Annotated in this window: 22 protein-coding genes and 1 pseudogene; 11 read left to right on the top strand and 12 right to left on the bottom strand. The window is 71.4% G+C overall.

What is annotated here, in order from left to right; translation table 11 throughout:
- The first annotated feature begins 99 nt into the window (after positions 1-99).
- From ACIA8D_RS26925 to ACIA8D_RS26915, 3 genes are read left to right on the top strand one after another with little or no spacing between them, the layout of a single operon-like run.
- Entirely contained in the window at positions 100-1,245 is a 1,146-nt protein-coding gene (locus tag ACIA8D_RS26925; protein ID WP_399236152.1) for an acyl-CoA dehydrogenase family protein, read from the top strand.
- A 57-nt stretch (positions 1,246-1,302) separates the two neighbouring features.
- A complete protein-coding gene (locus tag ACIA8D_RS26920; RefSeq protein WP_399236151.1) occupies positions 1,303-1,665 on the top strand; it encodes a hypothetical protein in 363 nt (120 codons plus the stop codon).
- On the top strand, positions 1,662-2,441 hold the full coding sequence (locus tag ACIA8D_RS26915) for an SDR family NAD(P)-dependent oxidoreductase (RefSeq protein WP_399236149.1): 780 nt from the start codon (positions 1,662-1,664) through the stop codon (positions 2,439-2,441). Before ACIA8D_RS26920 ends, ACIA8D_RS26915 begins: the two co-directional genes overlap by 4 nt.
- Positions 2,442-2,713: 272 nt before the next feature.
- Here the strand turns inward: ACIA8D_RS26915 and ACIA8D_RS26910 are convergent, their stop codons facing one another.
- A complete protein-coding gene (locus ACIA8D_RS26910) occupies positions 2,714-4,171 on the bottom strand; it encodes an aldehyde dehydrogenase (protein ID WP_399236147.1) in 1,458 nt (485 codons plus the stop codon).
- Positions 4,172-4,370: 199 nt separating this feature from the next.
- Between ACIA8D_RS26910 and ACIA8D_RS26905 the strand changes: the two genes are divergently transcribed.
- Positions 4,371-6,314 carry a primary-amine oxidase gene (locus tag ACIA8D_RS26905; protein ID WP_399236145.1) on the top strand — a complete coding sequence of 648 codons (1,944 nt, stop codon included), beginning with the start codon at positions 4,371-4,373 and terminating at the stop codon, positions 6,312-6,314.
- A gap of 89 nt (positions 6,315-6,403) precedes the next feature.
- Here ACIA8D_RS26905 and ACIA8D_RS26900 read toward each other — a convergent pair whose 3' ends face one another.
- The 9 genes from ACIA8D_RS26900 to ACIA8D_RS26860 all read right to left on the bottom strand — a co-directional run bounded on the left by ACIA8D_RS26900 (position 6,404) and on the right by ACIA8D_RS26860 (position 15,389).
- Complete coding sequence (locus ACIA8D_RS26900; RefSeq protein WP_399236143.1) at positions 6,404-7,159, bottom strand: enoyl-CoA hydratase/isomerase family protein; 756 nt, start codon at positions 7,157-7,159, stop codon at positions 6,404-6,406.
- Positions 7,156-8,403 carry a cytochrome P450 gene (locus ACIA8D_RS26895; protein ID WP_399236141.1) on the bottom strand — a complete coding sequence of 416 codons (1,248 nt, stop codon included), beginning with the start codon at positions 8,401-8,403 and terminating at the stop codon, positions 7,156-7,158. Before ACIA8D_RS26895 ends, ACIA8D_RS26900 begins: the two co-directional genes overlap by 4 nt.
- 89 nt (positions 8,404-8,492) lie before the next feature.
- The gene (locus ACIA8D_RS26890; RefSeq protein ID WP_399236139.1) at positions 8,493-9,920 is read right to left on the bottom strand and encodes a cytochrome P450; all 1,428 of its coding nucleotides are present in this window, start codon (positions 9,918-9,920) and stop codon (positions 8,493-8,495) included.
- A 10-nt stretch (positions 9,921-9,930) separates the two neighbouring features.
- Entirely contained in the window at positions 9,931-10,494 is a 564-nt protein-coding gene (locus tag ACIA8D_RS26885; protein ID WP_399236359.1) for a GTP-binding protein, read from the bottom strand.
- A gap of 2 nt (positions 10,495-10,496) precedes the next feature.
- Positions 10,497-10,880, bottom strand: coding sequence for a DUF742 domain-containing protein (locus ACIA8D_RS26880; protein WP_399236137.1), 384 nt, complete (start codon positions 10,878-10,880; stop codon positions 10,497-10,499).
- On the bottom strand, positions 10,873-11,691 hold the full coding sequence (locus ACIA8D_RS26875; protein ID WP_399236357.1) for a roadblock/LC7 domain-containing protein: 819 nt from the start codon (positions 11,689-11,691) through the stop codon (positions 10,873-10,875). The genes ACIA8D_RS26880 and ACIA8D_RS26875 overlap by 8 nt, the downstream gene beginning before the upstream one ends.
- A 17-nt stretch (positions 11,692-11,708) precedes the next feature.
- The gene (locus ACIA8D_RS26870) at positions 11,709-12,911 is read right to left on the bottom strand and encodes an ATP-binding protein (protein WP_399236135.1); all 1,203 of its coding nucleotides are present in this window, start codon (positions 12,909-12,911) and stop codon (positions 11,709-11,711) included.
- A 280-nt stretch (positions 12,912-13,191) separates the two neighbouring features.
- Entirely contained in the window at positions 13,192-13,962 is a 771-nt protein-coding gene (locus ACIA8D_RS26865) for a FadR/GntR family transcriptional regulator (RefSeq protein ID WP_399236134.1), read from the bottom strand.
- A complete protein-coding gene (locus tag ACIA8D_RS26860) occupies positions 13,959-15,389 on the bottom strand; it encodes an amidase (RefSeq protein ID WP_399236131.1) in 1,431 nt (476 codons plus the stop codon). Before ACIA8D_RS26860 ends, ACIA8D_RS26865 begins: the two co-directional genes overlap by 4 nt.
- A 121-nt stretch (positions 15,390-15,510) precedes the next feature.
- Between ACIA8D_RS26860 and ACIA8D_RS26855 the strand changes: the two genes are divergently transcribed.
- From ACIA8D_RS26855 to ACIA8D_RS26825, 7 genes are read left to right on the top strand one after another with little or no spacing between them, the layout of a single operon-like run.
- Positions 15,511-17,061: an ABC transporter substrate-binding protein gene (locus tag ACIA8D_RS26855; RefSeq protein WP_399236129.1), complete on the top strand. Its 1,551-nt coding sequence runs from the start codon at positions 15,511-15,513 to the stop codon at positions 17,059-17,061.
- A 16-nt stretch (positions 17,062-17,077) separates the two neighbouring features.
- Complete coding sequence (locus ACIA8D_RS26850) at positions 17,078-18,025, top strand: ABC transporter permease (protein ID WP_399236127.1); 948 nt, start codon at positions 17,078-17,080, stop codon at positions 18,023-18,025.
- On the top strand, positions 18,025-18,891 hold the full coding sequence (locus tag ACIA8D_RS26845) for an ABC transporter permease (protein ID WP_399236125.1): 867 nt from the start codon (positions 18,025-18,027) through the stop codon (positions 18,889-18,891). The genes ACIA8D_RS26850 and ACIA8D_RS26845 overlap by 1 nt, the downstream gene beginning before the upstream one ends.
- A complete protein-coding gene (locus tag ACIA8D_RS26840; protein ID WP_399236123.1) occupies positions 18,888-19,928 on the top strand; it encodes an ABC transporter ATP-binding protein in 1,041 nt (346 codons plus the stop codon). Before ACIA8D_RS26845 ends, ACIA8D_RS26840 begins: the two co-directional genes overlap by 4 nt.
- Positions 19,921-20,769, top strand: coding sequence for an ATP-binding cassette domain-containing protein (locus tag ACIA8D_RS26835; protein WP_399236121.1), 849 nt, complete (start codon positions 19,921-19,923; stop codon positions 20,767-20,769). Before ACIA8D_RS26840 ends, ACIA8D_RS26835 begins: the two co-directional genes overlap by 8 nt.
- Positions 20,766-22,262, top strand: coding sequence for an aldehyde dehydrogenase family protein (locus tag ACIA8D_RS26830; protein ID WP_399236120.1), 1,497 nt, complete (start codon positions 20,766-20,768; stop codon positions 22,260-22,262). Before ACIA8D_RS26835 ends, ACIA8D_RS26830 begins: the two co-directional genes overlap by 4 nt.
- Positions 22,263-22,266: 4 nt before the next feature.
- Entirely contained in the window at positions 22,267-23,061 is a 795-nt protein-coding gene (locus ACIA8D_RS26825) for an SDR family NAD(P)-dependent oxidoreductase (protein ID WP_399236117.1), read from the top strand.
- A gap of 15 nt (positions 23,062-23,076) precedes the next feature.
- Here the strand turns inward: ACIA8D_RS26825 and ACIA8D_RS26820 are convergent, their stop codons facing one another.
- Complete coding sequence (locus tag ACIA8D_RS26820; protein WP_399236116.1) at positions 23,077-23,805, bottom strand: class I SAM-dependent methyltransferase; 729 nt, start codon at positions 23,803-23,805, stop codon at positions 23,077-23,079.
- 73 nt (positions 23,806-23,878) lie between these two features.
- Positions 23,879-24,505 (bottom strand): annotated as a pseudogene (locus ACIA8D_RS26815) (transcriptional regulator).
- Between the last annotated feature and the right edge of the window lie 144 nt (positions 24,506-24,649).

Genomic DNA, 24,649 nt, shown 5'->3' with positions numbered 1-24,649 from the left:
GCCACCCATTCCCAATTGTTGGCGCACGATCTCCCGCCTAGCGTTATGGGTGCATCGAGTTCGAGCGATCAACTCGCAGCCCAGGCAGGGGAATTACTCATGACACAGACGCTGGATCCGCCCTCGACCTCCACCGACGCAGCCTTCGAGCACGTTCTTGACCTGGTGGCCGAGCGCAGGGCGGAATTCGAGAACGCGCGGCACGTACCGCGCGACATGATCGCCGAATTCAAGAAAGCGGGCCTCTACCGGGCGAGCGCGCCGCGGCGTTTCGGCGGCGAACCGCTGCCGCCCGCCCAATTCCTGCGACTGATCGAGCGGATCTCCCGCGTCGACGGCTCGGCCGGCTGGGTCGCGAGTTTCGGCTCCTCCCTGATCTATCTCGCGGCGCTGCCCCTGGAGACCCAGGAACGGCTCTACGCGGACGGGCCCGACGTCGCCTTCGCCGGCGGCCTCTTCCCCGTCCAGCCCGCCGAACCGGTCGACGGCGGCTACCGGGTGTCGGGCCGCTGGAAGTTCGCGAGCGGCTGCAAGGGCGCCGACGTCCTCGGCGTCGGCATCAAGGTGGGCGAGGACCGGGCGGGCCGGCCGCGCACCGCGGTGCTGCGCCCCGAGGACGTCGAGATCGTCGAGAACTGGGACGTCATCGGGATGCGCGGCACCGGCAGCCACGACCTCGCCGTCGACGGCGTCGTCGTGCCCGAGGAGTGGACCTTCGTCCGCGGCGACGAGCCGACCGTCGACGAACCCCTCTACCGCTACCCGGCCGTCCCGTACGCGGCGCAGGTCCTCGCCGTCGTCGGACTCGGCGTGGCGCGGGCCGCGCTCGACCAGGTCATCACGGAGGGCGGGCGCGCGAGTTACACCGGAGGGCCGGTCGCCGCGGACCGCGCCGCCTACCGGATCGCCGTGGGGCGGGCCGAGGCCCGGCTGCGCTCGGCCCGCGCCTTCTTCTACGAGATCACCGAAGAGGTGTGGGAGACCGTGCTCAGCGGCGACCCGGCCAGCGCCCAGCAGGCGAGCCTGCTGCGCCTCGCCTCGACCACCCTCGCGCACGACGCCTTCGACGTCGCCCGCACCGCCTACCAGCTCGCCGGCATCCGGGCCATCGCGGACGGCAGCCCGATGCAGCGCTATCTGCGGGACGCGTCCGTGGTGCCGCAGCACGCGTTCCTTCAGGAGGGCCTGTACGACGGGGCGGGGGCCGTGCTCATGGGCGTCGACCCGTTCCCCGGCTACCTCTGAACCTCAACCGGCCTTGTCAGCAACCCCGTTCACGAGTTCACGAAAGGCGTGACCCACATGTCCACTTCCCCCCAGGCGCCCCTGCGGGTGCTGTTCTGCATCGGCGTCAACCAGAACTTCTTCGACCTGCCGACCGGGCAGGGCAAGGCGGTCTGGGACGGCTTCACCAGCATGCTGCGCCAGCTGCACGAGCTGCCGGGCCTTGAGGTCATCGGCACCATCGACGACGACCAGCACATGGTCGGCCCCTCCGGCTCCTGGCCCTGGACCAGCTATGTCCTCGCCGACGTCGTGGACCAGCCGACCGTCGCCGCGGCCTGCAACCTCTTCCGTACCGTGCAGGTCGGCGAGCACGGCCTGTGGCGGTACATGAAGATCGAGGCCCGCGTCGGGCGCCCGCTGCCGGACGTGACGAAGTGAGCCCGCAGGGCGTCGGGGAGCGCTGGGAGGACGACACGCACCGCGTGGTCCTGGTCACCGGGGCGGCCGGCGGCCTCGGTGGTTGCATCGCCGCGCGCTTCTACGACCACGGGTACCGGGTCGCCCTGACCGACCTGGACGAGGCGGCCGCCGCCAAGGCCGCGGCGGAGCTCGACCCCACCGGCGAGAACGCCGTCGGCCTCGCGCTCGACGTCCGTGACAAGGAGGCCCTCGCGCGGGTCCGCGACCAACTCGTCGAACGCTGGGGCGCCGTGCACGTCCTCGTGAACAACGCCGGGCACTCCAAGGTCGAGTCGCTCATGGACATCACCCCGGAGAGCTTCGCCGCCGTGGTGGAGACGAACATGCACGGCACCTTCTTCGGCTGCCAGGTTTTCGGCGCGTACTTCGCCGAGCGCGGCTACGGACGCATCGTCAACCTCGGTTCGCTCGCGGGCCAGAACGGTGGCACCGCGACCGGTGCGCACTACGCGGCGTCCAAGGGGGGCGTCGCCACGCTGACCAAGGTCTTCGCCCGCGACCTCGGCCCGCGTGGTGTCACCGTCAACGCCGTCTCGCCGGGTCCGCAGGATCTGCCGGTCGTGCGGGAGACGGTCGCGCCCGAGCAGCTGGCGCGGGTCGAGGCGCAGATCCCGGTGGGGCGGCTCGGGCGGCCGCAATTTATTGCCGACATGGTGGTGTTGTTGGCTGCGGAGCATGCGGATGCGGTGACCGGGGCGTGTTGGGATGCGAACGGGGGGTTGTTCATGCGGTGACGGTCCCCTGGGGGCGGTCACCCCGGGGTGGCGGTTGCCGGTCCCGTGGCGGTGGGCCGTCCCTACGCCCCGGGGCTCTGCCCCGGACCCCGCGCCTCAATCGCCGGCGGGGCTTGAATTGCGGGGCTCGCCCCAGGTCCCGCGTCTCATTTGCCGGCGGGGCTTGATTTGCGGGGATCGCCCCAGGTCCCGCGCCTCAATCGTCGGGGGCTTGAATTGCGGGGCTCTGCCCCGAGTCCCGGGCCCCGCGCCTCAATTGCTGGCGGGCTTGACTACGCGGAGCCCGATCCGTACACGCTCTGGTGGCGCAGGTATGCCGTCAGGCCCTCGGGGCCGAGTTCAGTGCCCAGGCCGCTGGACTTCGTGCCGCCGAACGGGGCCACCGGGTCCGGGAGGTAGCCGTTCACGCCGATCGTGCCGGTGTGGATGCGGTGGGCGACGGCCGCGCCGTGTTCCGGGTCGGCGGTCCACACGGTGCCGCCGAGGCCGAAGTCGGAGTCGTTGGCGATGCGGACGGCGTCCTCCTCGTCCTCGTAGGGGATGACGCACAGGACCGGGCCGAAGATCTCCTCGCGGGCGACGGTCCAGGAGTTGTCGACGTCGGCGAGGACGGTCGGCTCCAGGAACCAGCCGCGGTCGAGCCCGGCCGGGCGGCGGCCGCCCGTGGTGAGGCGGGCGCCCTCGGCGAGGCCCTTGGCCACGTGTCCCTCGACGCGTTCGCGCTGCGCGGAGCTGACCAGGGGGCCGACGAGGGTCGCCGCGTCGAGGGCGTTGCCGACGGGGAGGGAGCGGGCCAGGTCCGTGATGAGGTCGACGACCTCGTCGTAGCGGCCGCGCGGGGCGAGGACGCGGGTGCTGAGGAAGCAGGTCTGGCCGTTGTTGGTGAGGGTGGCCGCGACGAGGTCCTGGCCGATGGCGGCCGGGTCGAGGTCGGCGTCGTCGAGGACTATGCCGGCCGATTTGCCGCCCAACTCCAGTGTCACGGGCCGCAGCAGACGCCCGCAGGTCTCGCCGATGACGCGGCCCGCGGCCGTCGAGCCGGTGAACGCGACCTTGTCCACGCCCGGGTGGGCCACCAGGTGGGCGCCCGCCGCCCGTCCTCCCGGCACGATGTTGAGCACCCCCGCCGGCACCCCCGCGGCCTGCGCCGCCTCGGCGACCAGGAAGGAGTCGAGGACGGTCTCCGGGGACGGCTTGAGGACGAGCGTGCAGCCGGCCGCCATCGCGGGTGCGATCTTGAACATCGACAGGACCTGCGGATAGTTCCACGGCACGATCGCCGCCACGACGCCCACCGGCAGCCGGCGCACTTCCACCCGGCCGCCGAGCAGCCCCGTGCGCACCTCGCCGAACGTGCTCTCGCGGGCCAGGCCCGCGTAGTAGCGCAGCACCGTGCTCGGGTAGCCGACCTCCAGCTGGCGGGCGATGCTCACCGGCATCCCGTTCTGCGAGCTGACCAGTGTCGCGATGTCGTGTGCCCGCGCGTCCAGCTCCGCGGCGAACCGCTCCATCACCTCGGCGCGCCGCTCCGGCTCCCAACTCGTCCAGCCGCCGGGGGAGTCGAAGGTGACGCGCGCGGCGGCCACCGCCGCGTCGACGTCCGCCTCCACCGCCTCTGGGACCGAGCCGAGCGGCAGTTCCGTGCTCGGGTCGACCGATGTCAGGCGCCGCCCGGTGCTCGGGCGCACCCATGCCCCGCCGATGTACAGGTGGTCGCGGCGATCGTCCATGTGCGTACTCCGTAGGTCGCTCGGTGGACCGTTCCCGGCGGGGACGGCATGCTGCGACCTTGACCCTTCGCGCGCGGCGCGGGACACCACTGGGTGCACGCATTGGCGCCTTCGCGTGCACGCGCTGCCGCACCGGCGCGAGTCCACCGGCCTACGTTCGCGGTGACACGGACGTAGGGCAACGCTTCGGGAGCGCCTCATGAGTGACCTGCACGATCACGATCCGCTCGCACCGGTGACCGCCGAGGAGATCCGGGCGGCCCGGGACATTCTGAGCGCCGCGGGCCTGCTCGCCGACACCACCCGTTTCGCCTACCTGGGCCTCGAAGAACCCGCGAAGGAAGTGCTGTTCGGCGGCGGGACCGGTGCGGACGGCTGGCGCCGGGTGCGGGTCCTGCTTCAGGACACGGCCGGGGCGCCCGCCCACGACGTGGTGGTGTCCCTGACGGACGCGCGCGTGCTGTCGGACCGGCAGGTCGACCCGGTGAAGGATGGCCAACTGCCCGTTTTGGAAGAGGAGTTCGGAGCCGTAGAGGAGCTGCTCGCCAAGGATGAGCGGTGGCTCGCCGCCCTGGAGAGCCGGGGCCTCGACGTCCAAAAGGTGCGCGTCGCACCTCTGTCCGCCGGTGTGTACGCCGACGAGTACCCGCAGGAGAGCGGGCGGCGCATCCTGCGCGGCCTCGCCTTCGTTCAGGACCACGGCGCGGACCACGCCTGGGCACACCCGGTCGACGGGCTCGTCGGCTACGTCGATGTCACCCACCGCACCGTCGACCAGGTCGTCGACCTCGGCCCCGTCCCCGTACCCACCGGCTCCGGCAACTTCGACGACCCCGCGGTCGCGGGACCCGCGCGCACCACCCAGCGCCCCATCGAGATCACCCAGCCCGAAGGCCCCAGCTTTACCCTCGACGGCCACCGCCTGACGTGGGAGAACTGGTCGCTCGACATCGGCTTCGACGCCCGCGAGGGCCTCGTCCTGCACCGTGTCGCCTTCGCCGACCGCGACACGGGACGCACCCGGCCGATCCTCCACCGCGCCTCCATAGCCGAAATGGTCGTGCCCTACGCCGACCCGTCCCCGGTGCGCTCCTGGCAGAACTACTTCGACACCGGCGAGTATCTGATCGGCCGCTGCGCCAACGCCCTGGAACTGGGCTGCGACTGCGTCGGCGACATCACGTACCTCGACGCCGTCATCGCCGACGAGCAGGGCGGGCCGCGCACCCTGCGCAACGCGATCTGTCTGCACGAGGAGGACGACGGGATCCTGTGGAAGCACACCGACCTGTGGGCGGGCTCCGCCGAGACCCGCCGCCAGCGCCGCATGGTGCTCTCCTTCTTCACCACCATCGGCAATTACGACTACGGCTTCTACTGGTACCTGTACCTCGACGGCACCCTCGCCTTCGAGGCCAAGGCAACCGGCGTCGTCTTCACCGCCGCGTACGAGGGCGACGAGCGGTTCCGGGCCGAGATCGCGCCGGGGCTCGGCGCGCCCTTCCATCAGCACCTGTTCTGCGCACGCCTCGACATGGCCGTCGACGGGGTCACCAACCGCGTCGAGGAGGTCGACGCCGTGCGCGTCCCGGTCGGCCCGGACAACCCGCGCGGCAACGCGTTCACCCTGCGCCGCACCCCGCTGCTCACCGAGCGTGCGGCCCAGCGCGACGCCGACCCGGCCGCCGACCGCACCTGGCACGTCACCAACCCGGAATCCCTCAACCACCTCGGCAGGCCCGTCGGTTACGCCCTGTTCCCCGAGGGGAAGCCGACCCTGCTCGCCGACCCGGCGTCCTCGGTCGCCGCGCGCGCCGCTTTCGCCACGAGGCATCTGTGGGTGACCCGCTCCGACGCCGCCGAGCGCTACCCGGCGGGCGACTTCGTCAACCAGCACCCCGGTGGGGCGGGCCTGCCCGCGTACGCCGCCGCCGACCGCGACCTCGACGGACAGCCCCTCACGCTGTGGCACACCTTCGGCCTCACCCACGCGCCCCGCCCCGAGGACTGGCCGATCATGCCGGTCGACCGCACCGGCTTCACCCTCAAGCCGTTCGGCTTCTTCGACCGCAACCCGACGCTGGACGTACCGCGTCCGGGATCCGCCCACGGCGCGTGCGGTACGCCCGACTGCCACGGGTGAGTGGTGCGCGGCAGACTCTCACTGGGTGGACCCGGCGGAGTGTGGAGCCCCGCCCCTGCTCCTGGTGGGCCCTGCGAATTCGTCCTGAGCTACAGGTGTGCGGTGAGGAGATTGGCGTCGAGCGGGCCCAGGTCGACGGCGCGACCGGCGCGGGCGTAGCCGGTCAGCATGCGTTTGGCGGCGATCATGGACTCGGGTGAGCGGCGGCCGAGCAGGCGCGTCCAGGCGGTGACCGTGCGGTCGAGGTCTTCTTCGGGCACGGATTCGTGCAGGAGGTCGATCCGGTGCGCCGTGGTGGCATCGAACTCCCGGCAGGTGAGCATCAGTTCGCGAATGCGCGAGACCCCGACCTCGGTGATGAGGCGGCCGGTGGCGCCGCCCCAGGCCGGCGGGAGTCCGAGGACTCCTTCGGGCATGCGGTAGCGGCTGGTGTCGGCGCCGACCCGAAGGTCGCAGTAGGAGATGAGCGCGAGGCCGGCGCCCGTGACCCGGCCGTTGAGGCGCGCGATGGTGATGGCATCGGTGGCCTCCAGGGCCTGGCACAGCCGGTAGCCCTTGTCGACGATGCGGCGCAGGGCCGCACCGGACGGGTCGGCTTTGCGTGCCTCGGCGAACTCGGTGCGGTCGGCGCCCAGGCAGAAGTCCGCGGACAGCGAGGACAGGACCAGGACCTTCACGTCGGTGCGCTCGGTGAGCCTGTCGAACAGTTTCAGGAGGTCGTCGATGGCGGCGACGTCGAGCACGGCGTCCGGGCGGCCGGCGTGGAGCCGGGCGTTCAGGACGGGGCCGTCCTGGTCGATGCGGAGGGTTTTGTAACCGTCGGAGGGCTGGGGGTGGTCGGTCATGTGAGGGCGAGGTCCAGATTCAGGAGGCGGCGGAAGGCGACGCGGGGCGCCCAGGTGGGCGGGCGTACGAGGGTGAGGCGGGGGATGCGCCGCGTGAGGTGGGTGATGAGGGTCTGTGCTTCGAGGCGGGCCATGGGGGCACCCAGGCAGTAGTGGGCGCCGCCGCTGAAGGCGAGATGGCCGGGGGTGCGCCGCGGGTCGTAGGTGGCGGGGTGCAGGTGCCGGTGCGGGTCGTGGTGGGCCGCGCCGATCAGGAGGTGGGCCATCTCGCCCTCGCGGATGCCGTGGCCGGCCAGGACGGTGTCGTGGGCGGCGACGCGGCTGATCACGTGGGTGGGCGGGTCGTAGCGCAGGCTCTCCTCCACGGCGCCCGGGGCCAGTTCGGGGTCGGCGGTGAGCGCGTCCCAGTGCGCGGGGTGTTCGACGAGGCGCAGGACCGCTTGCGACAGCAGGGTCGCAGTGGTCTCCAGCGCGGCCAGCAGGACGAAACGGGCCAGGTGGTACACCTGGTGGTCGGCCTGGTCACGGTCGATCTCGAGGGTGTCCCAGGTACGGATCCACTGCGAGACCGGGTCGTCGCCCGGGCGGGCGCGGCGAGCCCGCACGAGGTCGGTGAAGTACGCCCGCAGCTCCACGGTGGCGGCGTCCGAGCGGGCGAGTTGGCTGGCCGTGGGCAAGAGCTCCTGCGTGAACACCTGGTCGTGGGTGAGCTCGCGCAGCCGGGGCCAGTCGGCGCGCGGCAGGCCGAGCCAGTGGCCGACCGTGGCGATGGGCAGTTCCTCGCCGACCAGGGTGGCGAAGTCGGCCTCTCCGTGGCGGAGTTGCTCGTGGAATGCGTCCAGGAGACGGTCCGTGGCCGATGTGATCACGGGGGCGAGGCGGCTGATGGCGGTGCGGTCGAAGCCGCCGGCCGCCCGGCGTATTCGGTTGTGCTCAGGCCCGTTGAGAGTGGGCAGGGTGTGGCTCATCTCCTGCGCGGAGGGCGCCGTCCAGCGGGTGCCCTGGCCTTGCCTCTCACGCCAGGACCTGTCGGGTTCGAGCCAGTCGCGGTCGCGCAGGACCTGGTCGCACTCGGCGTACCCGGTGATGAGGTGGCCACCCCAGGGGGCGGGGCCGACCGGTCCTGGGGCGGCGAGTTCGGCGTAGAAGGGGAGCGGATCCGCTTGCCCCTGCGAGGTGCGCAGGCGTGAGAAGACTCTGGCGGTGGCGCGGCGAAGATCCTGCGGCAGTAAGGCGATTCCCACTGTGCTCCTTCCCGAGCATCAGTCGCCATCGATACCCACAAGATCATTTGAGTATCCAATAACACCGCGGCGAAGTGGAATTGCCTCTGTCACTCTCCCTTGGTCCATGCCAGGAAGCGGCTGAAGAGTCCTCCCTTGCGGGATTTGTGCTGCGGGTCGGGCTCAGGAGCGCTGCCGGAGGTAGGCGCGACGGTGGGCTGAGCGGCGGGCTGCTGGAGGTCGGGCGTGGGCTGGGAGACCACGGGGGCCGCGGACTCGTACGGAGCCGGGGCCATGGGGGTGGGCCGCGGAGAGAAGCGGACGGGCAGCTCGCTCAGGGCGCGGCTCCACGGCGAGGGGACCCAGCTGAGCGAGGCGAAGGCCTCGTCCAGCTCTATGTCGGGCAGCCGGTTGAGCAGGCACTCGACCGCTGTCACCGCGATCATGAAGGCCGGGTCCTTGGCGGGGCACGCGTGAGGGCCCGCGCCGAAGGCCAGATGGGCCTTCGAGTTGAGCTGCGCACGGTGTTCGGTCAGCCGCGGGTCCGTATTGGCCGCGGCGAAGGAGATGAGCACCGGGTCGCCGGCCCGTACGGTCCGCCCGCCGAGGTCGATGTCCATGGCGGGGTAGTGACCGGCGTAGTTGGCGATCGGCGCGTAGTTCCACAGTGCCTGGGAGACGGCGTCCTCGACAGGGAGACCGGTGGGCCAGTCCTCGCCGAGGTAGAGGGCGCTGCTCGTGCCGATGGCCGCGGCGAGTGGCGCGGTGCCGCCGGAGAGCAGCGTGACGAGCTGGTGGAGCACGGCCTCGTCGGCTTCGGATTGATTGTGCGTCAGGAGCGCGTGCTGGTGGATCAGTTCGGTGGTGAGGTCCTCGCCCGGCCGGCGGTGCTTGAGCGCGATCAGTTCCGCGAGCGCCTGGCCGAGGATCTCGTCGGCGCCGGCGGCACCTTCGAAGATGCCGCTGATCCCGGTGATGACCCGGTCGCCGATCTCGGGCGGGCAGCCGAAGAGGTGGGAGAAGACGAGGAGGGGCAGCGGGCCGGCGTACTCGGCCATGAGTTCCGCGCGGCCGTGGCGGTCCGAGCTGAACCCGCTGATCAGATAGTCGGCCGACTTCTGGGTCTGGCGGATCAGGGCCCGCTCGTCCACGGTGTCGAGCGCGGCGGTGACGGCCTGGCGCAGCTTGGCGTGGTCGGCGCCGTCGGAGAACAGCGCGTTGGGTCGGTAGGCCATCATCGGCAGGGCCGGGCTGTCGGCCGGCACGCGCCCTTCGGCCAGCGCGTTCCAGCGGCGCGAGTCGCGCGGGAAGGCGGCCGGGTTCTGCAGGATGTGCAGGGCGGCGTCGTAGCTCGTGACGAGTTCGACCTCGACGCCTGGGGCGATGTCGACGGAGGCGCTGGGGCCTTGTGTGCGCAGGTGCGCGTAGTAGGCCTCGGGGTCCGCCGCGAAGTCGGGCCCGTAGAGCTGGACGTTGCCGCCGTGTGCGTGCGCGGGGCAGCCGGGCGGTATCGAGCGGGGGTCGGTCGGCTGGGACATGCAAGGGCTCCTAGGCGGCGAGCTGGGTCATGAGGTGCTGCACGAGGGTGATCAGGGCCTCGGCAGAGGAACGCTCGTCGCGGACGTCGCACCGCACGATCGGCGTCCGGGCCTCGAGGTTCAGTGCCTCGTGCACTTCATCGAGCGCGTACTCGGCCTGGCCCTCGAAGGAGTTCACACCGATCGTGTACGTCAGCCCGAAGGATTCCACCAGGTCCAGGACGGCGAAGCTCTCGTCGAGGCGCTCGGGGTCGACGAGGACGAGCGCGCCCAGTGCACCGCGCGACAGGTCCTCCCACATCTCCGTGAACCGCTCCTGGCCAGGTGTGCCGAACAGGTAGAGGACCAGGCTGTCCGAGAGGGTGAGGCGGCCGAAGTCCATGGCCACGGTGGTGGTCGTCTTGTTGGGTGTGTTCGTGAGGTCGTCGAGTCCCACGCTGGCCACGGTGATCTGCTCTTCGGTCCGCAGCGGTGTGATCTCCGAGAGGCTGCCGATGCACGTGGTCTTGCCCACGCCGAAGTGACCGACGATGAGGATCTTCACCGCCTGGGTGACGGATGGCTCCAGATACACGCTCACGCTCCGAATTTCTTCTGCAGGCCGGTGAGGACGGCGCTGACGACGTCCATGTCCACCTGTTCGGCGGCGGGGACCGGCTTGCGCACGACGAGCAGGCCGGCCTCCGCGAGTTGCGCCAGGAGGATGCGCACGACACCGACCGGGAGTTGGGTGTGCCCGGCGACCTCGGCCACCGACAGAAAGCCGTCGGTGACCAGGTCCATGACCGTGCGCGCTTCCGGTGTCAGGGCGCGCAGCGCGGCCTCGGAGCCCTGGGCCGAGGTCACCATCGCGGTGTGCTCGTACTCGTGCTCCGGGGGCAGGGTCCGTCCACCCGTGATCACAAAGAGCGGCACGAGGTCGGAGGTGACCACGAGGCCCGGGTCGCTGGGCTCAGGCATGGCCGGGCGCCCTGCCGGCCGCGGCAGACCTCGCGATCTTGGTCTCCACTTCGTGCAGCCGGCCCGTCAGGTCCTCGATGCTGCAGTCATGGTCGGCCGACGCCGCCAGGAGTGCACCGTCCCCGGCAGTGATGAGGGAGATCCAGCCGTGCTGGAACTCGATGGCCGTCTGCTGCCACACCACGTTCGCGACGGGGCCGGCGAACTGCGCGGCAGCCCGGCTGTTGGCGTGGATACCGGTCATGGCCGCACAGATCCGGTCGGCGAGATCGCGGGGCAGGCCCGAGGTGGCGCCGCGGGGCAGGCCGTCACCGCCGAGCAGGACCGCGTGCCGAGCGCCGTCGACATCGGCGAGCGCCTGGTCGAGTTCGGGCAGCACCTGGGACAGCACCTCACCGGGCGCCGGCTCACGGCTGCCGTGCCGGCCGCGCTGACCGGCCGCGTCCACGCGGGGCGCGGAGGTCATGTTGTGCCCCAGCCGGGCCACCAGACGGTGCATCCGGTAACTGATCTGCTGCATGTCCACGTCGGGCTCCGCGGCCGCCGCGAGATAGGCGCCCTGTCCGGCACCGATCAGGAAGATCCAGCCGTGCGAGAACTCGATGACGGTCTGCGTCCAGGCCGCATCCGGAGCGGCCCCGACGAACGGAGCCGTGGCACGGCTCAGGGCCTGGATACCGGACATGGCCGTGGAGATGGTGCGCAGATCTTCCTCGGCCAGGCCTTCGGTGGAGGCGCGGGGCAGGCCGTCGGCGGACAGCAGGACGGCATGGCGCGCCCCGACCACGTTCTTCACGATGTCGTCGAGCATCCACGACAGGTCGGCGCTCACCGCTCATCAGACCCTTCGCCCAGGGGGGCCTCGTCCGCACGGGCTTCCAGGGTGCCGCGCTGGAACGCGCCCAGGCCGCGGCTGGATGCCCGCGGCACGGGCTGTGGGACGCCGTCCGGGCGGGACGTGCCCGCCGGTGCCGCGGGTGCGCTCGGCGACTGGCGATTGGCGCGCTTGGGCAGGCCGTTCGGGGTGCGCAGAGGCGCCACCTCGGAACGGCTCGGTCCCTGACTTACTGGCGCGGGCGCAGCCGGTGCGGGAGCGGGCGCGGCCGGTGCGGCCTTCGGGGTCGCCTCTTCCATGGTCCACAACTCCTCGGGCAGCAGGACGACAGCCCGCACACCGCCGTAGCGGGACACACCGGTGACGTCCACCTTGAAGCCGTACTGGCGGGCGATCAGGCCGATCACCGGAAAGCCGAACTTCGGCTGCGTGCCCAGCTGCTGCAACTGCGGCGGTTCGTCGCCGGACAGCAGAGCGGTGGCCCGCTGGCGGTCCTCGTCACTCATGCTGACGCCGGCGTCGTCGATGACGATGCACAGGTTGCCCTGCACGCGCTGGAAGGTGACCTCGATCGGCGCGTCGTGCTGCGAGAAGCTCGCGGCGTTGTCCAGCAGTTCGGCGACGGCCAGTGCGACCGGCGCGACCGCGGTTGCCTTGAGGGCCAGACCGGGCTGCTGCATGATCGAGACGCGCTGGAAGTTGCGGATCTGGCCCTGGGCGTTGCGCGCCACGTCGTACACGCTGGCCGGCCGGTTGCGGCGGCCCAGCGGCGCCCCGCACATCACCGCGATGCCCTGGGCCTTGCGCGCCATCTGGGCATTGGCGTGGTGCACGTCCAGGAGGTCGTTGAGGACTTCGTTGCCGCCGTACTTGCGCTGCATGTTGTCCAGCAGCGCGGTCTGTTCGGCCGCCAGGCTCTGTAGGAAGCTGGCCGCTCCCTTGAGGACGGACTTCGTGCTGTCCTCCGCGGCGGCCCGCGCTTCGGCGATGACACCATCCCGCTCCGCGCGGGACCTCTGCAGTTCGGACTGGTGGGCCGCGATCTGCGCGTTGGCCTGGGCCAGCCATTGTTTCTGCTCGGCGTCAGCCTGGCGTCTCTTGTCGGTCAGCGCTCGGTTGCGGGCAATGAGTGCAACGACTGCGGCGACGGATATCAGCGCAATCGCACCCAGGCACCACACAAGTGCGTGTGTCATGGACGCCTCTCTTGGCACGGGCAGGTAGATCGGCGACCCGTACCCCCGCTCTCATCCCGCAGGCAGGTGTCAAGGCGGCACGCGGGATGAGTTGATCAAGATCGCCGCGGGGATGCTATCAGCATCGTTTCGCCTCAACCGGCCTGCCCAGCACCCCTGTTGGACGATTCCACTTATCCCGCCCGGTCGGCGAATGGTCCAGGCCACTCAACAGATGAGTTTCAGCCAGGCGTTCCCGTGCGGTCCCGGCACATACGGGAAGGTGTGCCCGAGCCGGGGCTCAGTCCCCCGCTTCGTCCACCAGCGCCAGCAACGGCCCCCGTTGCTCCTCCGTCACATACCCCGCGTAGTAGTCGTACAACGTCCGTCGGGAGATGCGGGCCGCCGCCAGGCCGTCGCGGGTGCGGATGGCTTCGAGGACCTCCTGGTGGTGGCGCAGCGACGTACGCATCAGGGACTCGCGGTTGTCCGCGTGGGCGACCTTGTCGGCGATCAGGGTGAGGACCGCGCCGCGGACGACCTGGTTGGAGACCTCGATCAGTGCGTTGCGGCTGGCGCGCGCCACCACCTCGTGGAAGGCCACGTCCGCCGTGCTGAACTCCTCGTAGCCCGCGTCGATGGCCCGGGTCATCGCCGTCACCGTCTCCTCCATCGCGGACAGTTCCTCGTCCGTGCGCAGCCGCGCCGCGAGCTGGCTCGCCGAGCCGTCGAGGATCATGCGGAACGAGATCAGCTCGGCCATCGAGATGGTGTCGAAGCGGGCCAGGCGGGTCATCTCCTTGGCCAGGCCCGCCGTGGTGAAGGGCAGGATCTCCGGGCCGTGCGGGTCGCCGTGGCGGGAGCGGATGAGGCCATTGCTCTCCAGGACACGCAGCGCCTCGCGCACCGTGGGACGGCTCGCACCGAACTGGCTGACCAACTCGCGTTCGCTGGGTAGACGGTGACCCGGCTTCAGGTCGCCGGAGGCGATGGCCTGCTCGATCTGTTCAACGATGCGCTGGTACAGCCGTACCGGCGCGACCTGCTGGAACCGTGCCCCGTCCGGCGTCACGTCGTCTCCCCCTCCTGGCCCGGCAGCGAGGCGTCCGGCCACCGCGGGACCGCCTCGGCCGGGCGGTTCCTCTCGTACCAGGCCGCCGCCCGCAGCACGCCCAGGTCGTCGAAGCGGCGCCCCGAGAGCTGTACGCCGATGGGCCGGCCGTCCGCCGTGAAGGCGCAGTTGACGGTCGCGGCGGGCTGGCCCGACATGTTGTACGGGGCGGTGAAGCCGATGTGTGACATGGTCCTGCCCGGTTCCATGAACGGCATCGGCTGCTCCGCCGCGAACGCCGCGACGGGCGCGACCGGCGACAGCACGATGTCGTACGGGAGCGTCGCCGCCACCGTTCGGGCCTGGATCCGCATGATCTGCTGGTAGCAGTGCAGCACGCGTGTGCCGGGCACGTCCGCGCCCTCGCGGCACCAGCCCATGATGTACGGGTGTACGCGCAGCGCCGCGTCGGGGGACAGCTTGCGCAGGTCGTTCCAGGAGCGCACCCGCCAGAACAGGTCCAGGTCGTCCAGGAGTTCCTGGGACATGAACGGCTCCACCTGCGACACCGTCGCGCCCGCCGCCTCGAAGGTGTCGGCCGCCCGGCGCACCGCCTCCACCACCTCCGGATCGCGCGGCCCTCCGCACCCCGCGTCGAGGTGCAGGCCGACCCGCAGCCCGCGCACGTCCCCGGTCGGCTGTGACCAGTCGATGTCCTGCGGCGGCAGGCTCGTCCAGTCGCGCGGATCGGGCCTGCTCAGCACCCGCATGAGCAGCGCCAGGTCGGCGACCGTGCGCGCCATGGGGCCCGCCGCCCGGCCCAGGTACGGGGTGTCCAGCGGAACCCGGCCGTCGCTCGGCTTGAGCGTGGCCAGGCCCAGCCATGTGCCCGGAAGACGGATGGAGCCGCCGATGTCCGAGCCGACGTGCAGCGGCCCGTACCCGCCCGCGGCCGCCGCGCCCGCCCCCGAACTCGAACCGCCCGTCGTCCAGGCGGGGTTCCAGGGGCTGCGGGTGATGCCGTGCCGGCTGGAGACGCCGGAGGAGAGCATGCCCCAGTCCGGCATGACGGTCGAGCCGAGGACCAACCCGCCCGATTCCAGGACCCGTTCGGTGATCGGCGCGTCCCGCCCGGGGACGACCGGCTCCACCCCCGCGTTGCCCGAAGGCATCGGGACGCCTCTGCGGGCGATGTTCTCCTTGAGGGTCACCGGCACACCGTCGATCGGCCCCAGCGGCTCCCCGGCCGCCCAGCGAGCCTCGCTCGCCGCTGCCGCCTTGCGGGACTCGGCGGGGTCCCGCACCCAGAACGCGTTGAGCACACCCTCGCGCGCCTCGATCACCGACTGCACGGCGTCGTGCACCTCGACCGGTGACACCGTGCGATCGGCGAAACGGGCGGTCATCTCGACGGCGGACATGGTGGCCAGGTTCTGTTCGGTGAGCATCCGCACCCTCTCCTTCATGCCGGTGGACAGGTTCCGCCCTCTTGACAGGTACCGACTCAGTCGTCACGGTACCTGTCAAGTGAGCTTACTGGTCAGGCCAGTTACGGCGGAAGGGTCGTGCATGAGCGAGGACCGACGACGCGCGCGACCCGTCCGGGCGGCCGAATCCCTGCTGACCTGCTGTCTTCTGCTCCTGGCCACAGCCTGCTCCGCCGGTTCCACCGCCGCGGGATCCCGCCCCGACGGCCCCGGCGACTCCCTCGCGATCGGTGTCACCGCCGAGCCCGCGAATCTCGACTTCACGAAGACCGACGGCGCCGCCATCCCGCAGGCGCTGCTCTACAACGTCTACGAGAACCTGGTGAAGCTCGACCAGCACGGCAGGATCCGGCCCGCCCTCGCACGTTCGTGGGAGCTGTCGAAGGACCGCCGCACGTACACCTTCCACCTCACCAAGGACGCCAAGTTCAGCAACGGCGCACCGTTCACCGCCGAGGACGCCAAGTTCTCCATCGAGCGCGTCGTGCCCAAGTGGACGGTGGCGCTCAAGGCCCAGATGAGCGTCGTGGACCGCGTACGGGCCGTCTCCCGCGACGAGTTGAAGGTGACGCTGAAGCGGCCCAGCAACGACTGGCTGTACCGGATGACCACCCGCACCGGCGCCATGTTCAGCCGCACCGGCGTCGGCAAGCTGGCCACCGACCCCGTCGGCACCGGACCGTACGAACTCAAGAGGTGGAACCGCGGCGACTCCCTCACCCTCGCCCGCCGCCCCGGCTACTGGGGGCCTGCACCGCACTTCGACACGGTCACGCTCAAGTACTTCAAGGACCCGACGGCGATGAACAACGCGCTGCTCACGGGCACGATCGACGTCATCGGCGCGATGCAGTCACCGGACTCCCTCTACCGCTTCGAGAACAACCCCAAGTACCGCGTCATCGAAGGCTCCACCAACGGCGAGGTGATGCTCTCGATGAACAACGGGTCGGGGCCGATGCGCAGCAAGAAGGCCCGGCAGGCGGTCCGGTACGCCATCGACCACCAGGCGCTCGTCGACACCTGCTGGGGCGGGCGCGGCAAGCTCATCGGGAGCATGGTGCCGCCCACCGACCCCTGGTACCAGGACCTCACCGGCCTGTACCCCTACGACCGGGACAAGGCCCGCAGGCTCCTCAAGGAGTCGGGCGAGGCCGGGCGCACCCTGCGGCTGCGGATCCCGACCCTGCCGTACGCCGCCGCCTGCGGCACCGTCGTCAAGAGCCAGCTCGAACAGGCGGGATTCAAGGTCGAGTTGAGCCAGCTGGAGTTCCCCGCGGCCTGGCTGTCGACCGTGTTCAAGAACGCCGACTACGACATGACGATCATGTCCCACGTCGAACCCCGCGACATGCCCGCCGTGTTCGGCGACAAGAACTACTACACCCGCTACGACAACCCCGCCTTCCGCGAACTGCTCGCGAAGGCGGACACCGGCAGCCAGAAGGAGCAGACCGCCACCATGCGCGAGGCCGCCCGGACACTGTCGAAGGACGCCGCCGCCGACTGGCTGTTCCTGCTGCCGAACCTGATGGTGGCGGACGCGGACATCACAGGACTGCCGGTCAACAGCGTCACCGAATCCCTGGACCTCACCGGCCTGAGCCGGTCCGGCCGGACCGACGCGTCCTGAAAGGCGGCCCGAACCGATGATCGTCCGTCTGGCGCAGCGGATCGCGATCCTGCTGGCGAGCCTGTTCGTGAGCTCCGTCGTGGTGTTCGCGTTCATGGCGGTGCTGCCCGGTGACCCCGCGCGCGTCGCCCTCGGCACCGGCGCCTCCGACTCCGCGGTGGCCCAATTGCACGCACAGTTCGGCCTCGACCGCCCCCTCGTCGACCAGTACCTGAGCTGGCTGCACGACCTGGTCACCTTCGACCTCGGCGACTCCTACATCTCGCACACCCCCATCGGCCCGCAGCTCGCCGACCGGCTCCTGGTCACCCTGTGGCTCGTCGGCACGGGCATGGTGATCGCGTGCCTCGTGGCGGTGCCCCTGGGCACGCTGATGGCGGTCCGGCACCGCAAACCGTCCGGGCTCGTCCTGTCGGCACTGTCCCAAGTCGGCGTCGCCGTACCGGCGTTCCTCGCGGGCATGCTCATGATCACCGTGTTCGCGGTGGGGCTCGGCTGGCTGCCGGCGAACGGCTGGACACCACCGGCCGACGATCCCGTGCTCTTCCTCAAACAGCTGCTGATGCCCGCGCTGTCCCTGGGGCTTGTCCAGGCCGCCGTCCTCACCCGCTACGTCCGCAGCTCCGTGCTCGACGTGCTGCGCGAGGACTATCTGCGCACCGCCCGCGCCAAGGGCCTGCGCCCGATGAAGGCGTTGGTGCGGCACGGGCTGCGCAACGCCTCCGTGCCGGTCGTCACCGTCCTCGCGCTGCAACTGGCGACGCTGCTCGTCGGCGCCGTCGTCATCGAGCGGGTCTTCGTGATCCCCGGCCTCGGCAGCATGCTGCTCGACAGCGTCGCGGGACGGGACCTCATCGTGGTCCAGGACGTCGTCATGATCCTCGCGGCGGCGGTGCTGCTCGTGAACTTCCTCGTCGACCTGGCCTATCTCGTGATCGATCCTCGACTCAGGGTGCGTGGCTGATGGTTGCTTCGAACGCCGTGGACACGGGCGCGCCGGCACGTCGCCGCCGCAGGCCGCTGCCCGGCTCCCTCCTCGTTGGCGGCGCCGTCGTCGCGCTCGTGGTCGCCGTGGCCCTGCTCTCCTTCGTGTGGACCCCGCACGATCCGACGCTGGTGGACCCCGCCGTACGCATGCAGGAACCGTCCGCCGACTACTGGTTCGGCACCGACAAGTTCGGCCGCGACGTCTTCAGTCAGATCATGATCGGCTCACGGACCACGCTCTACGTCGGCCTGGTCGCGGTCGGCGTCGCCGCGGTCGTCGGGGTGCCGCTCGGCATCCTCGCCGGGGCCGGCTCGCGCCGGCTCGGCGAACTCCTCATGCGCGGCAACGACCTGATCCTCGCGTTCCCCGCCCTGCTGCTTGCCATCATGTTCGCCGCCGTCTACGGAGCGGGGACGGGCGTCGCCATGGTCGCCATCGGCATCGCCGCCATCCCCGGCTTCGCCCGCCTGATCCGCGGCGGCACCCTCCAGGTCATGGGAACGGAGTACGTCATGGCCGCACGCGCGGCCGGGCGCGGACGGCTGGCCATCGCGCTGCGGCACGTCCTGCCCAACGTCAGCAGCCTGATCATCGTGCAGGCCTCGGTCGGCTTCGCCATCGCCGTGCTCGCCGAGGCCGCGCTGTCCTTCCTCGGCTTCGGCACCCCGCCGCCCACCCCGTCCTGGGGCCGGATGCTCCAGGAGAGCCAGGAACTCCTCGGCACCGCACCCCGCCTCGCCGTCTTCCCCGGCCTCGCCATCGCGGTCGCCGTACTCGGCTTCAACCTGCTCGGCGACGGACTGCGCGACCGCTTCGACCCCAAGGTGGAGGACCACCGATGACAGCCGCTGCCGCGACCGACGACGTACTGACAGTCCGCGGGCTCGACGTGACCACCCGCGACGGCGGACCCCTCGTCCAGGACGTCGACTTCACCATCCGCGCGGGGGAACGCGTCGGCCTCATCGGCGAGTCCGGCTCCGGCAAGTCGCTCACCTCACTGAGCCTCATGGGGCTGCTCCCCGAAGGGCTGCGTGCCCAGGGATCGGTGCGGCTCGCCGGGGTCGGCCACGACCTGGTCGGGGCGGACGAGGCGCGGATGTCCCGCGTACGGGGCAAGGACATCGCCATGGTGTTCCAGGAGCCCATGACGGCCCTGAACCCCACGATGCGGATCGGCCGCCAGATCGCCGAGGTGCTCCTCGTCCACCGCACCAGGACCGACCGCGCCTCCGCACACACGGCAGCCGTGGAACTGCTCGACCAAGTGGGCCTGCCGGAGCCCGCGGCCGCCGCGCGCGCCTACCCGCACCAGTTCTCCGGCGGCCAGCGCCAGCGCGTCGTCCTCGCCATCGCGCTCGCCAACGACCCCGCCCTGCTGGTCTGCGACGAGCCGACCACCGCGCTCGACGTCACCGTGCAGGCCCGCGTCCTCGACCTGATCGTGCGCGGGGTCGAGGACCGTGGCTCGGCGCTCCTGTTCATCACGCACGACCTGGCGGTCGTCGCGACCGCCTGCGAGCGCGTCATGGTGATGTACGGCGGCCGGATCGTCGAATCAGGGCCCGTGCGCCAGGTGTTCACGCGCCCCAGACACCGCTACACCCAGGCACTGATCGGCGCGTCCGACCTGACGGCCGTCGACGAGCGCGGCCGGCTCGCCACCATCGGCGGCTCGGTGCCACCGGCCGGCGCCTTCCCTGAAGGATGCGTGTTCCGCAACCGGTGCGCCAAGGCCACCGACCTGTGCGCGACCCGCCCCGCGTGGACCGAGACGGGCCCCGACTCCGGCTACGCGTGTTTCCATCCCGTGCCGCGGGGCCACGGCGGCGTACGCGGCGCGGACACCCCCGACCCCCAGGAGGCCCGCCGTGGCTGAGCAGCAGACCAGCGGCGACGCCATCCGCGTCACCGACGTCACCCGCGACTACCACCGGCCGCGCGTCTCCCTGCGCACCCCCGCCCCGCCCGTGCACGCGCTGCGCGGCGTCAGCCTCTCCGTGCCGCACGGCGGGCGCTTCGGCATCGTGGGGGAGTCGGGGTGCGGCAAATCGACGCTGCTGCGCATCCTGGCCGGTCTCGACAGGCCGACGAGCGGCACCGTCGAGATCGAGGGACGGGACATCACACGGCTCAAGGAACGCCGGCTCCGCTTCGTCCGCGAACGCCTCCAGCTCGTCTTCCAGGACCCGATGAGCTCCCTCGACCCGCGGATGAGGGTCGGCGACATCGTGGCCGAACCCCTCGTCGCGCAGGGCATCGGCAACCGCAAGGAACGGGTCGCCGAACTCCTCGAATCCGTCGGCCTCGGCGCCGAGGCCGCGCGGCGCTACCCGCACCAGTTCTCCGGCGGCCAGCGCCAGCGCATCTCCATCGCCCGCGCGCTGGCCCCGCGCCCGCACATCATCGTGGCCGACGAGCCGGTCAGTGCCCTGGACGTGTCCGTGCGCGCCCAGGTCCTCAACCTCATCGCCGACCTCGTCGACGAACTGAACCTCACCCTCGTCTTCGTCTCCCACGACCTGTCCGTCGTGCGGCACGTGTGCGACCACGTCGCCGTCATGCGCGCGGGCGAGATCGTCGAGAGCGGACCCACCGAGGAGCTCTACGAGAACCCGCAGCACCCGTACACCCGCAGGCTGATCGCCGCCGTGCCCACGCTGGAGAAGGCACTGGCCGGAGTGACGGCGGCCGACCTCAACCAGGAGCCCTCCTCGTGAACGCACACCCCGAACCCGCCGCGGCGGCAAGCTCGTTGACGTCGGACCTCCCCGAAGGGCTGCCCGTCGGCGACACCTGGCTGCCGGCCCCCACGAGCGACGAGGTGCGCTTCCCGTACGACGGGTCGCTCGTCGGCCGCGCGCCCGTCGGCGACACGGCGCTGGCCGGCCGCGCCCTCGACGAGGCCGTCGCGGTCCGCACCCGGGTCGGCGCGCTGCCCTCGCACGTGCGCAGCGCGGCCCTTCAGTCGACGCACGACGCCCTCGCCGCCCGCCGCGCCGACTTCGAGCGTCTCCTCGTCCTGGAAACGGGAAAGCCGCTGGTCGACTGCCGCGTCGAGGTGGACCGCACCCTGCTGACGCTGCGCACGTCCGCCGAGGAGGTGGCCCGGCTGCACGGCGAGACGGTGCCGCTCGACCTGCTGCCCTCCGGCGAGGGACTGCTCGGCTTCTGGACCCGCAAGCCCATCGGCGTCGTGGTGGGCATCGCCGGGTTCAACTACCCGCTGCTGCTTGCCGCGCACAAGCTCGCGCCGTCGGTCGCGGCCGGCTGCCCGGTCATCGCCAAGCCCGCCCCGCAGACCCCGCTCGCCACGCTCTGCCTCGTCCACCTGCTGCGCGAGGCACTGTACGAGGCCGGGGCGCCACGGGCGGCGGTGCAACTGGTCACCGGGGGCCCCGAGGTGGGCGAGGTGCTCACCACGGACCGGCGGATCGGCGCGGTCTCCTTCACCGGCTCCGCCGCCGTCGGCCACCGCATCGCCAAGGACGCGGCCCCCACCAGGACGCTGCTCGAACTCGGCTCCAACGCAGCCCTGTTGGTGGCCGCCGACGCCGACCTCGACGCCGCGGCGGACGCCGTCGTGCGCGGCGGCTACTACGCGTCGGGACAGGCCTGCATCAGCGTGCAGCGGGTCATCGTGGAGGAGGCGGTGCGCGGGGACTTCGTGGCGCTCCTGAAGCGGCGCATCCCCAAGATCGCGACGGGCGACCCGAGGGACGCGACGACACGTGTGTCGGCCCTCATCGACGAGGGCTCGACGAACCGCGTACGCACCTGGGTCGAGGAAGCGGTCAAGGCGGGCGCCGTGCCGGCCGTCGGCGGTGACATCCCGGACCGTGTCATCGGGCCCGCGCTGCTCCTGGACCCGGATCCCGCGCTGCCCGTGTGGAGCGAGGAGATCTTCGGCCCGGTGGTGTGCCTGCGCTCGGTGCCCGACATGGACGCGGCCTTCGCCCTGGCCAACGACTCGCGCTACGGGCTGCACGCCAGCGTCTACACCGCCTCGCTGGACACGGCGTTCGCCGCGGTGGAACGCCTGGAAGCGGGCGGCGTGGTCGTCAACGAGGTGCCCGGCTTCCGCTCCGACGCCATGCCGTACGGCGGTGTGAAGGACTCGGGGGCGGGCCGCGAGGGCCCGAGGTTCGCGATCGACGAACTGACGGTGACCCGCATGGCCGTGATCCGCCCGACGACGAAGAAGGACCGGTGACACCATGACGACCCAGGAACCGACCGGGCCCGCCGACTACGCGGGCCTGTTCCGCCTCGACGGACGCAAGGCGGTCGTGGTGGGCGGGGGCGGCGGCATCGGCCGCGAGAGCGCCCTCGCGCTGGCCGCGCACGGCGCGCAGGTGGTGTGCGCGGACCGCGACCTGAAGGCGGCAGAGGAATCGGCGTCCCTTGCCCCCGGGATGTCGGCGTACGCGCTGGACGTGCTCGACGCGGAGGCGGTCGCTCGCGCGGCCGACGAGTTGGGCCCGGTCGACGCCCTCGTCTTCACGGCGGCGACGAACGTCCGCAAGCGGCTCCTCGACTACACGTCGGAGGAGTTCGACCGGGTCGTCGCCCTCAACCTGCGGGCCTCGTTCGACCTGGTGCGGGCGTTCGGGCGCGGCATGGCGGAGCGCGGCCGGGGCAGCATCATCGGCTTCAGCTCGATCCGCGCGGTGACGGTGGAGCCGGGCCAGGGCGTGTACGCGGCGACCAAGGCGGGCCTCGTCCAGCTCGCGCGCACGGCGGCGGCCGAACTGGGCCCGTCGGGCGTGCGGGTGAACACCATCGCGCCGGGCGTCGTGGCCACGCCACTGACCGAACAGATCCGCGCGGTCCCGGAGTGGTCCGCCGCGTACGCCGACAAGAGCGCGCTGGGCCGCTGGTCACGGCCCGACGAACTGGCAGGCGCGGTCGTCTACTTGGCCTCCGATGCCGCGTCCTTCGTGACGGGCAGCCAGCTGTTCGTGGACGGCGGCTGGACGGCCGTCGACGGCCGGTACACACCGCCGAGCTGATCCGGACGACGGGTCTCAGAGCGGGCGTCGCGCCACGAAGACGAACTCCCGTCCCGGTCGGTCGGGCGCCTCGCGGACGTCCGTCACGACGAAGCCGTGCGCGACCAGATCCCGCTCGACCTCGTCCCGCTCCCGGAAACGCAGCATCGACCGCGAGGTCAGCACCTGCCCGTCCGAGGCGAACACATAGGTCTGGTCGAAGGCCACCAACGGACCCTCCACCTCGACCAGTTGCACCCACTTCTCGACCGGCCCGACGCCGGGGACGTCCGTCACCTGATGGGTGAGGTCGCGGGTCCACTCCTCCCAGGCGCGGCGGGCCGGGTCGCGGGTCTCGAAGACGAGGTGCCCGCCGGGGCGCAGCGCTTCGTAGGCGCCCCGCAGCGTGCCCTGCCACGCCTGCGGGTCGGCGATGGCCTGGGCGACGTTCGCCGTCATGGTCACGAGGTCGACCCGCAGCGGCGGGAGAGTCGTGGCATCGCCGTCGAGCCACCGCACCTGTTCGGCACCCGGCTTGGTGCGGGCGACGTTGAGGGATGCCGCGGCGGGGTCGACCCCGACGACCTCGATGCCGCGCTCCGCCAGCAGAAGCGCGAAGACCCCGGTGCCGCACCCGATGTCGAGCACCTGGCGCGCCCCGAATTCCTTCGCGATCCCGAGGTAGGCGTCGAGATCACTGCGATCGGGGTCGAGCGGGTCGTAGACCGCGGCGAGCCGGGAGTGGGCGAAGCATGCATCAGCCATGCGGTCGACGGTAGGCGCGGCCGGACCTGTTGTCGCGTCAATTGTTCGGCGGTGGGCGGCGGTACGCGGCTGCCTACGAGGCCGGGGCGCGTGCGCACAGCCGGTCCAATGCCGACTGGCAGGCCTCGTCCGCCGCGTGGAAGATCAGCAAGCGCTGGTCCGGGTCCTGCACGGGGATGAGCACCTCGAAGCGCACCGTGAATTCGCCCACGTCCGGATGCCGCATCGCCTTGTCCCCGCGGCCGTTCACCCGGATGTCCCGCTCGGCCCACAGGCGCGCGAACTCCTCGTCCCTGGCGAGGAATTCGGCGATGAGGCCGCTCAGCGCCCGGTCCTCGGGATGCGCGGCCCACGCCGAGCGCAAGTGGGCGACGCCCTAGCGCAGGACGCGCTCCCGGTCGACGTAGAACTCGCGGATGCGCGGATGCATCAGGCACAGCCACATCGCGTTGCGGTGCTCCGGCGGCAGGGTGTCGAAGTCCAGGAGCACGCCCGCCATTTCGTGGTTCCAAGCCAGAATGTCGTAGCGGTGGTTCAGCAGCATCGCAGGCAGCGGCGACAGGTCCCTGACCAGGCGGGCCAAGGGCGGCGCCGCGATGGCGGACGGCTCCGGGGTGGTGCGGGGGCGCTGCTGGGCCAGGTCGAAGAGGTAGGACCGCTCGACGGGGGACAGGCGAAGGGCGCGGGCAAGTGCCTCCACCACGTCCGCGGAGGGCCGCAGCCCGCGGGCCTGTTCGAGGCGCACGACGTAGGGCCTGTCGTTTGGATCAGGCCGGGCTCGCGGGGCCTGGCACGCACGCTCGCGGCGTTGTCGTCGGTCGACGACGCTCCGCGTCGCCTCCCT

Source organism: Streptomyces sp. NPDC051684 (assembly GCF_044453445.1).
GTDB lineage: Bacteria > Actinomycetota > Actinomycetes > Streptomycetales > Streptomycetaceae > Streptomyces.
Note: the sequence above shows the minus strand (reverse complement) of the source record. Positions and strands in the feature narration are given on the sequence as shown.

Excerpts from the sequence above, each read along its gene's own strand:
- ACIA8D_RS26925 (WP_399236152.1), top strand. The coding sequence starts at position 100 with ATGACACAGACGCTGGATCCGCCCTCGACCTCCACCGACGCAGCCTTC.
- ACIA8D_RS26920 (WP_399236151.1), top strand. The coding sequence starts at position 1,303 with ATGTCCACTTCCCCCCAGGCGCCCCTGCGGGTGCTGTTCTGCATCGGC.
- ACIA8D_RS26910 (WP_399236147.1), bottom strand. The coding sequence starts at position 4,171 with ATGGACGATCGCCGCGACCACCTGTACATCGGCGGGGCATGGGTGCGC.
- ACIA8D_RS26905 (WP_399236145.1), top strand. The coding sequence starts at position 4,371 with ATGAGTGACCTGCACGATCACGATCCGCTCGCACCGGTGACCGCCGAG.
- ACIA8D_RS26900 (WP_399236143.1), bottom strand. The coding sequence starts at position 7,159 with ATGACCGACCACCCCCAGCCCTCCGACGGTTACAAAACCCTCCGCATC.
- ACIA8D_RS26890 (WP_399236139.1), bottom strand. The coding sequence starts at position 9,920 with ATGTCCCAGCCGACCGACCCCCGCTCGATACCGCCCGGCTGCCCCGCG.
- ACIA8D_RS26880 (WP_399236137.1), bottom strand. The coding sequence starts at position 10,880 with ATGCCTGAGCCCAGCGACCCGGGCCTCGTGGTCACCTCCGACCTCGTG.
- ACIA8D_RS26875 (WP_399236357.1), bottom strand. The coding sequence starts at position 11,691 with ATGCTCGACGACATCGTGAAGAACGTGGTCGGGGCGCGCCATGCCGTC.
- ACIA8D_RS26870 (WP_399236135.1), bottom strand. The coding sequence starts at position 12,911 with ATGACACACGCACTTGTGTGGTGCCTGGGTGCGATTGCGCTGATATCC.
- ACIA8D_RS26860 (WP_399236131.1), bottom strand. The coding sequence starts at position 15,389 with ATGCTCACCGAACAGAACCTGGCCACCATGTCCGCCGTCGAGATGACC.
- ACIA8D_RS26855 (WP_399236129.1), top strand. The coding sequence starts at position 15,511 with ATGAGCGAGGACCGACGACGCGCGCGACCCGTCCGGGCGGCCGAATCC.
- ACIA8D_RS26850 (WP_399236127.1), top strand. The coding sequence starts at position 17,078 with ATGATCGTCCGTCTGGCGCAGCGGATCGCGATCCTGCTGGCGAGCCTG.
- ACIA8D_RS26845 (WP_399236125.1), top strand. The coding sequence starts at position 18,025 with ATGGTTGCTTCGAACGCCGTGGACACGGGCGCGCCGGCACGTCGCCGC.
- ACIA8D_RS26840 (WP_399236123.1), top strand. The coding sequence starts at position 18,888 with ATGACAGCCGCTGCCGCGACCGACGACGTACTGACAGTCCGCGGGCTC.
- ACIA8D_RS26825 (WP_399236117.1), top strand. The coding sequence starts at position 22,267 with ATGACGACCCAGGAACCGACCGGGCCCGCCGACTACGCGGGCCTGTTC.
- ACIA8D_RS26820 (WP_399236116.1), bottom strand. The coding sequence starts at position 23,805 with ATGGCTGATGCATGCTTCGCCCACTCCCGGCTCGCCGCGGTCTACGAC.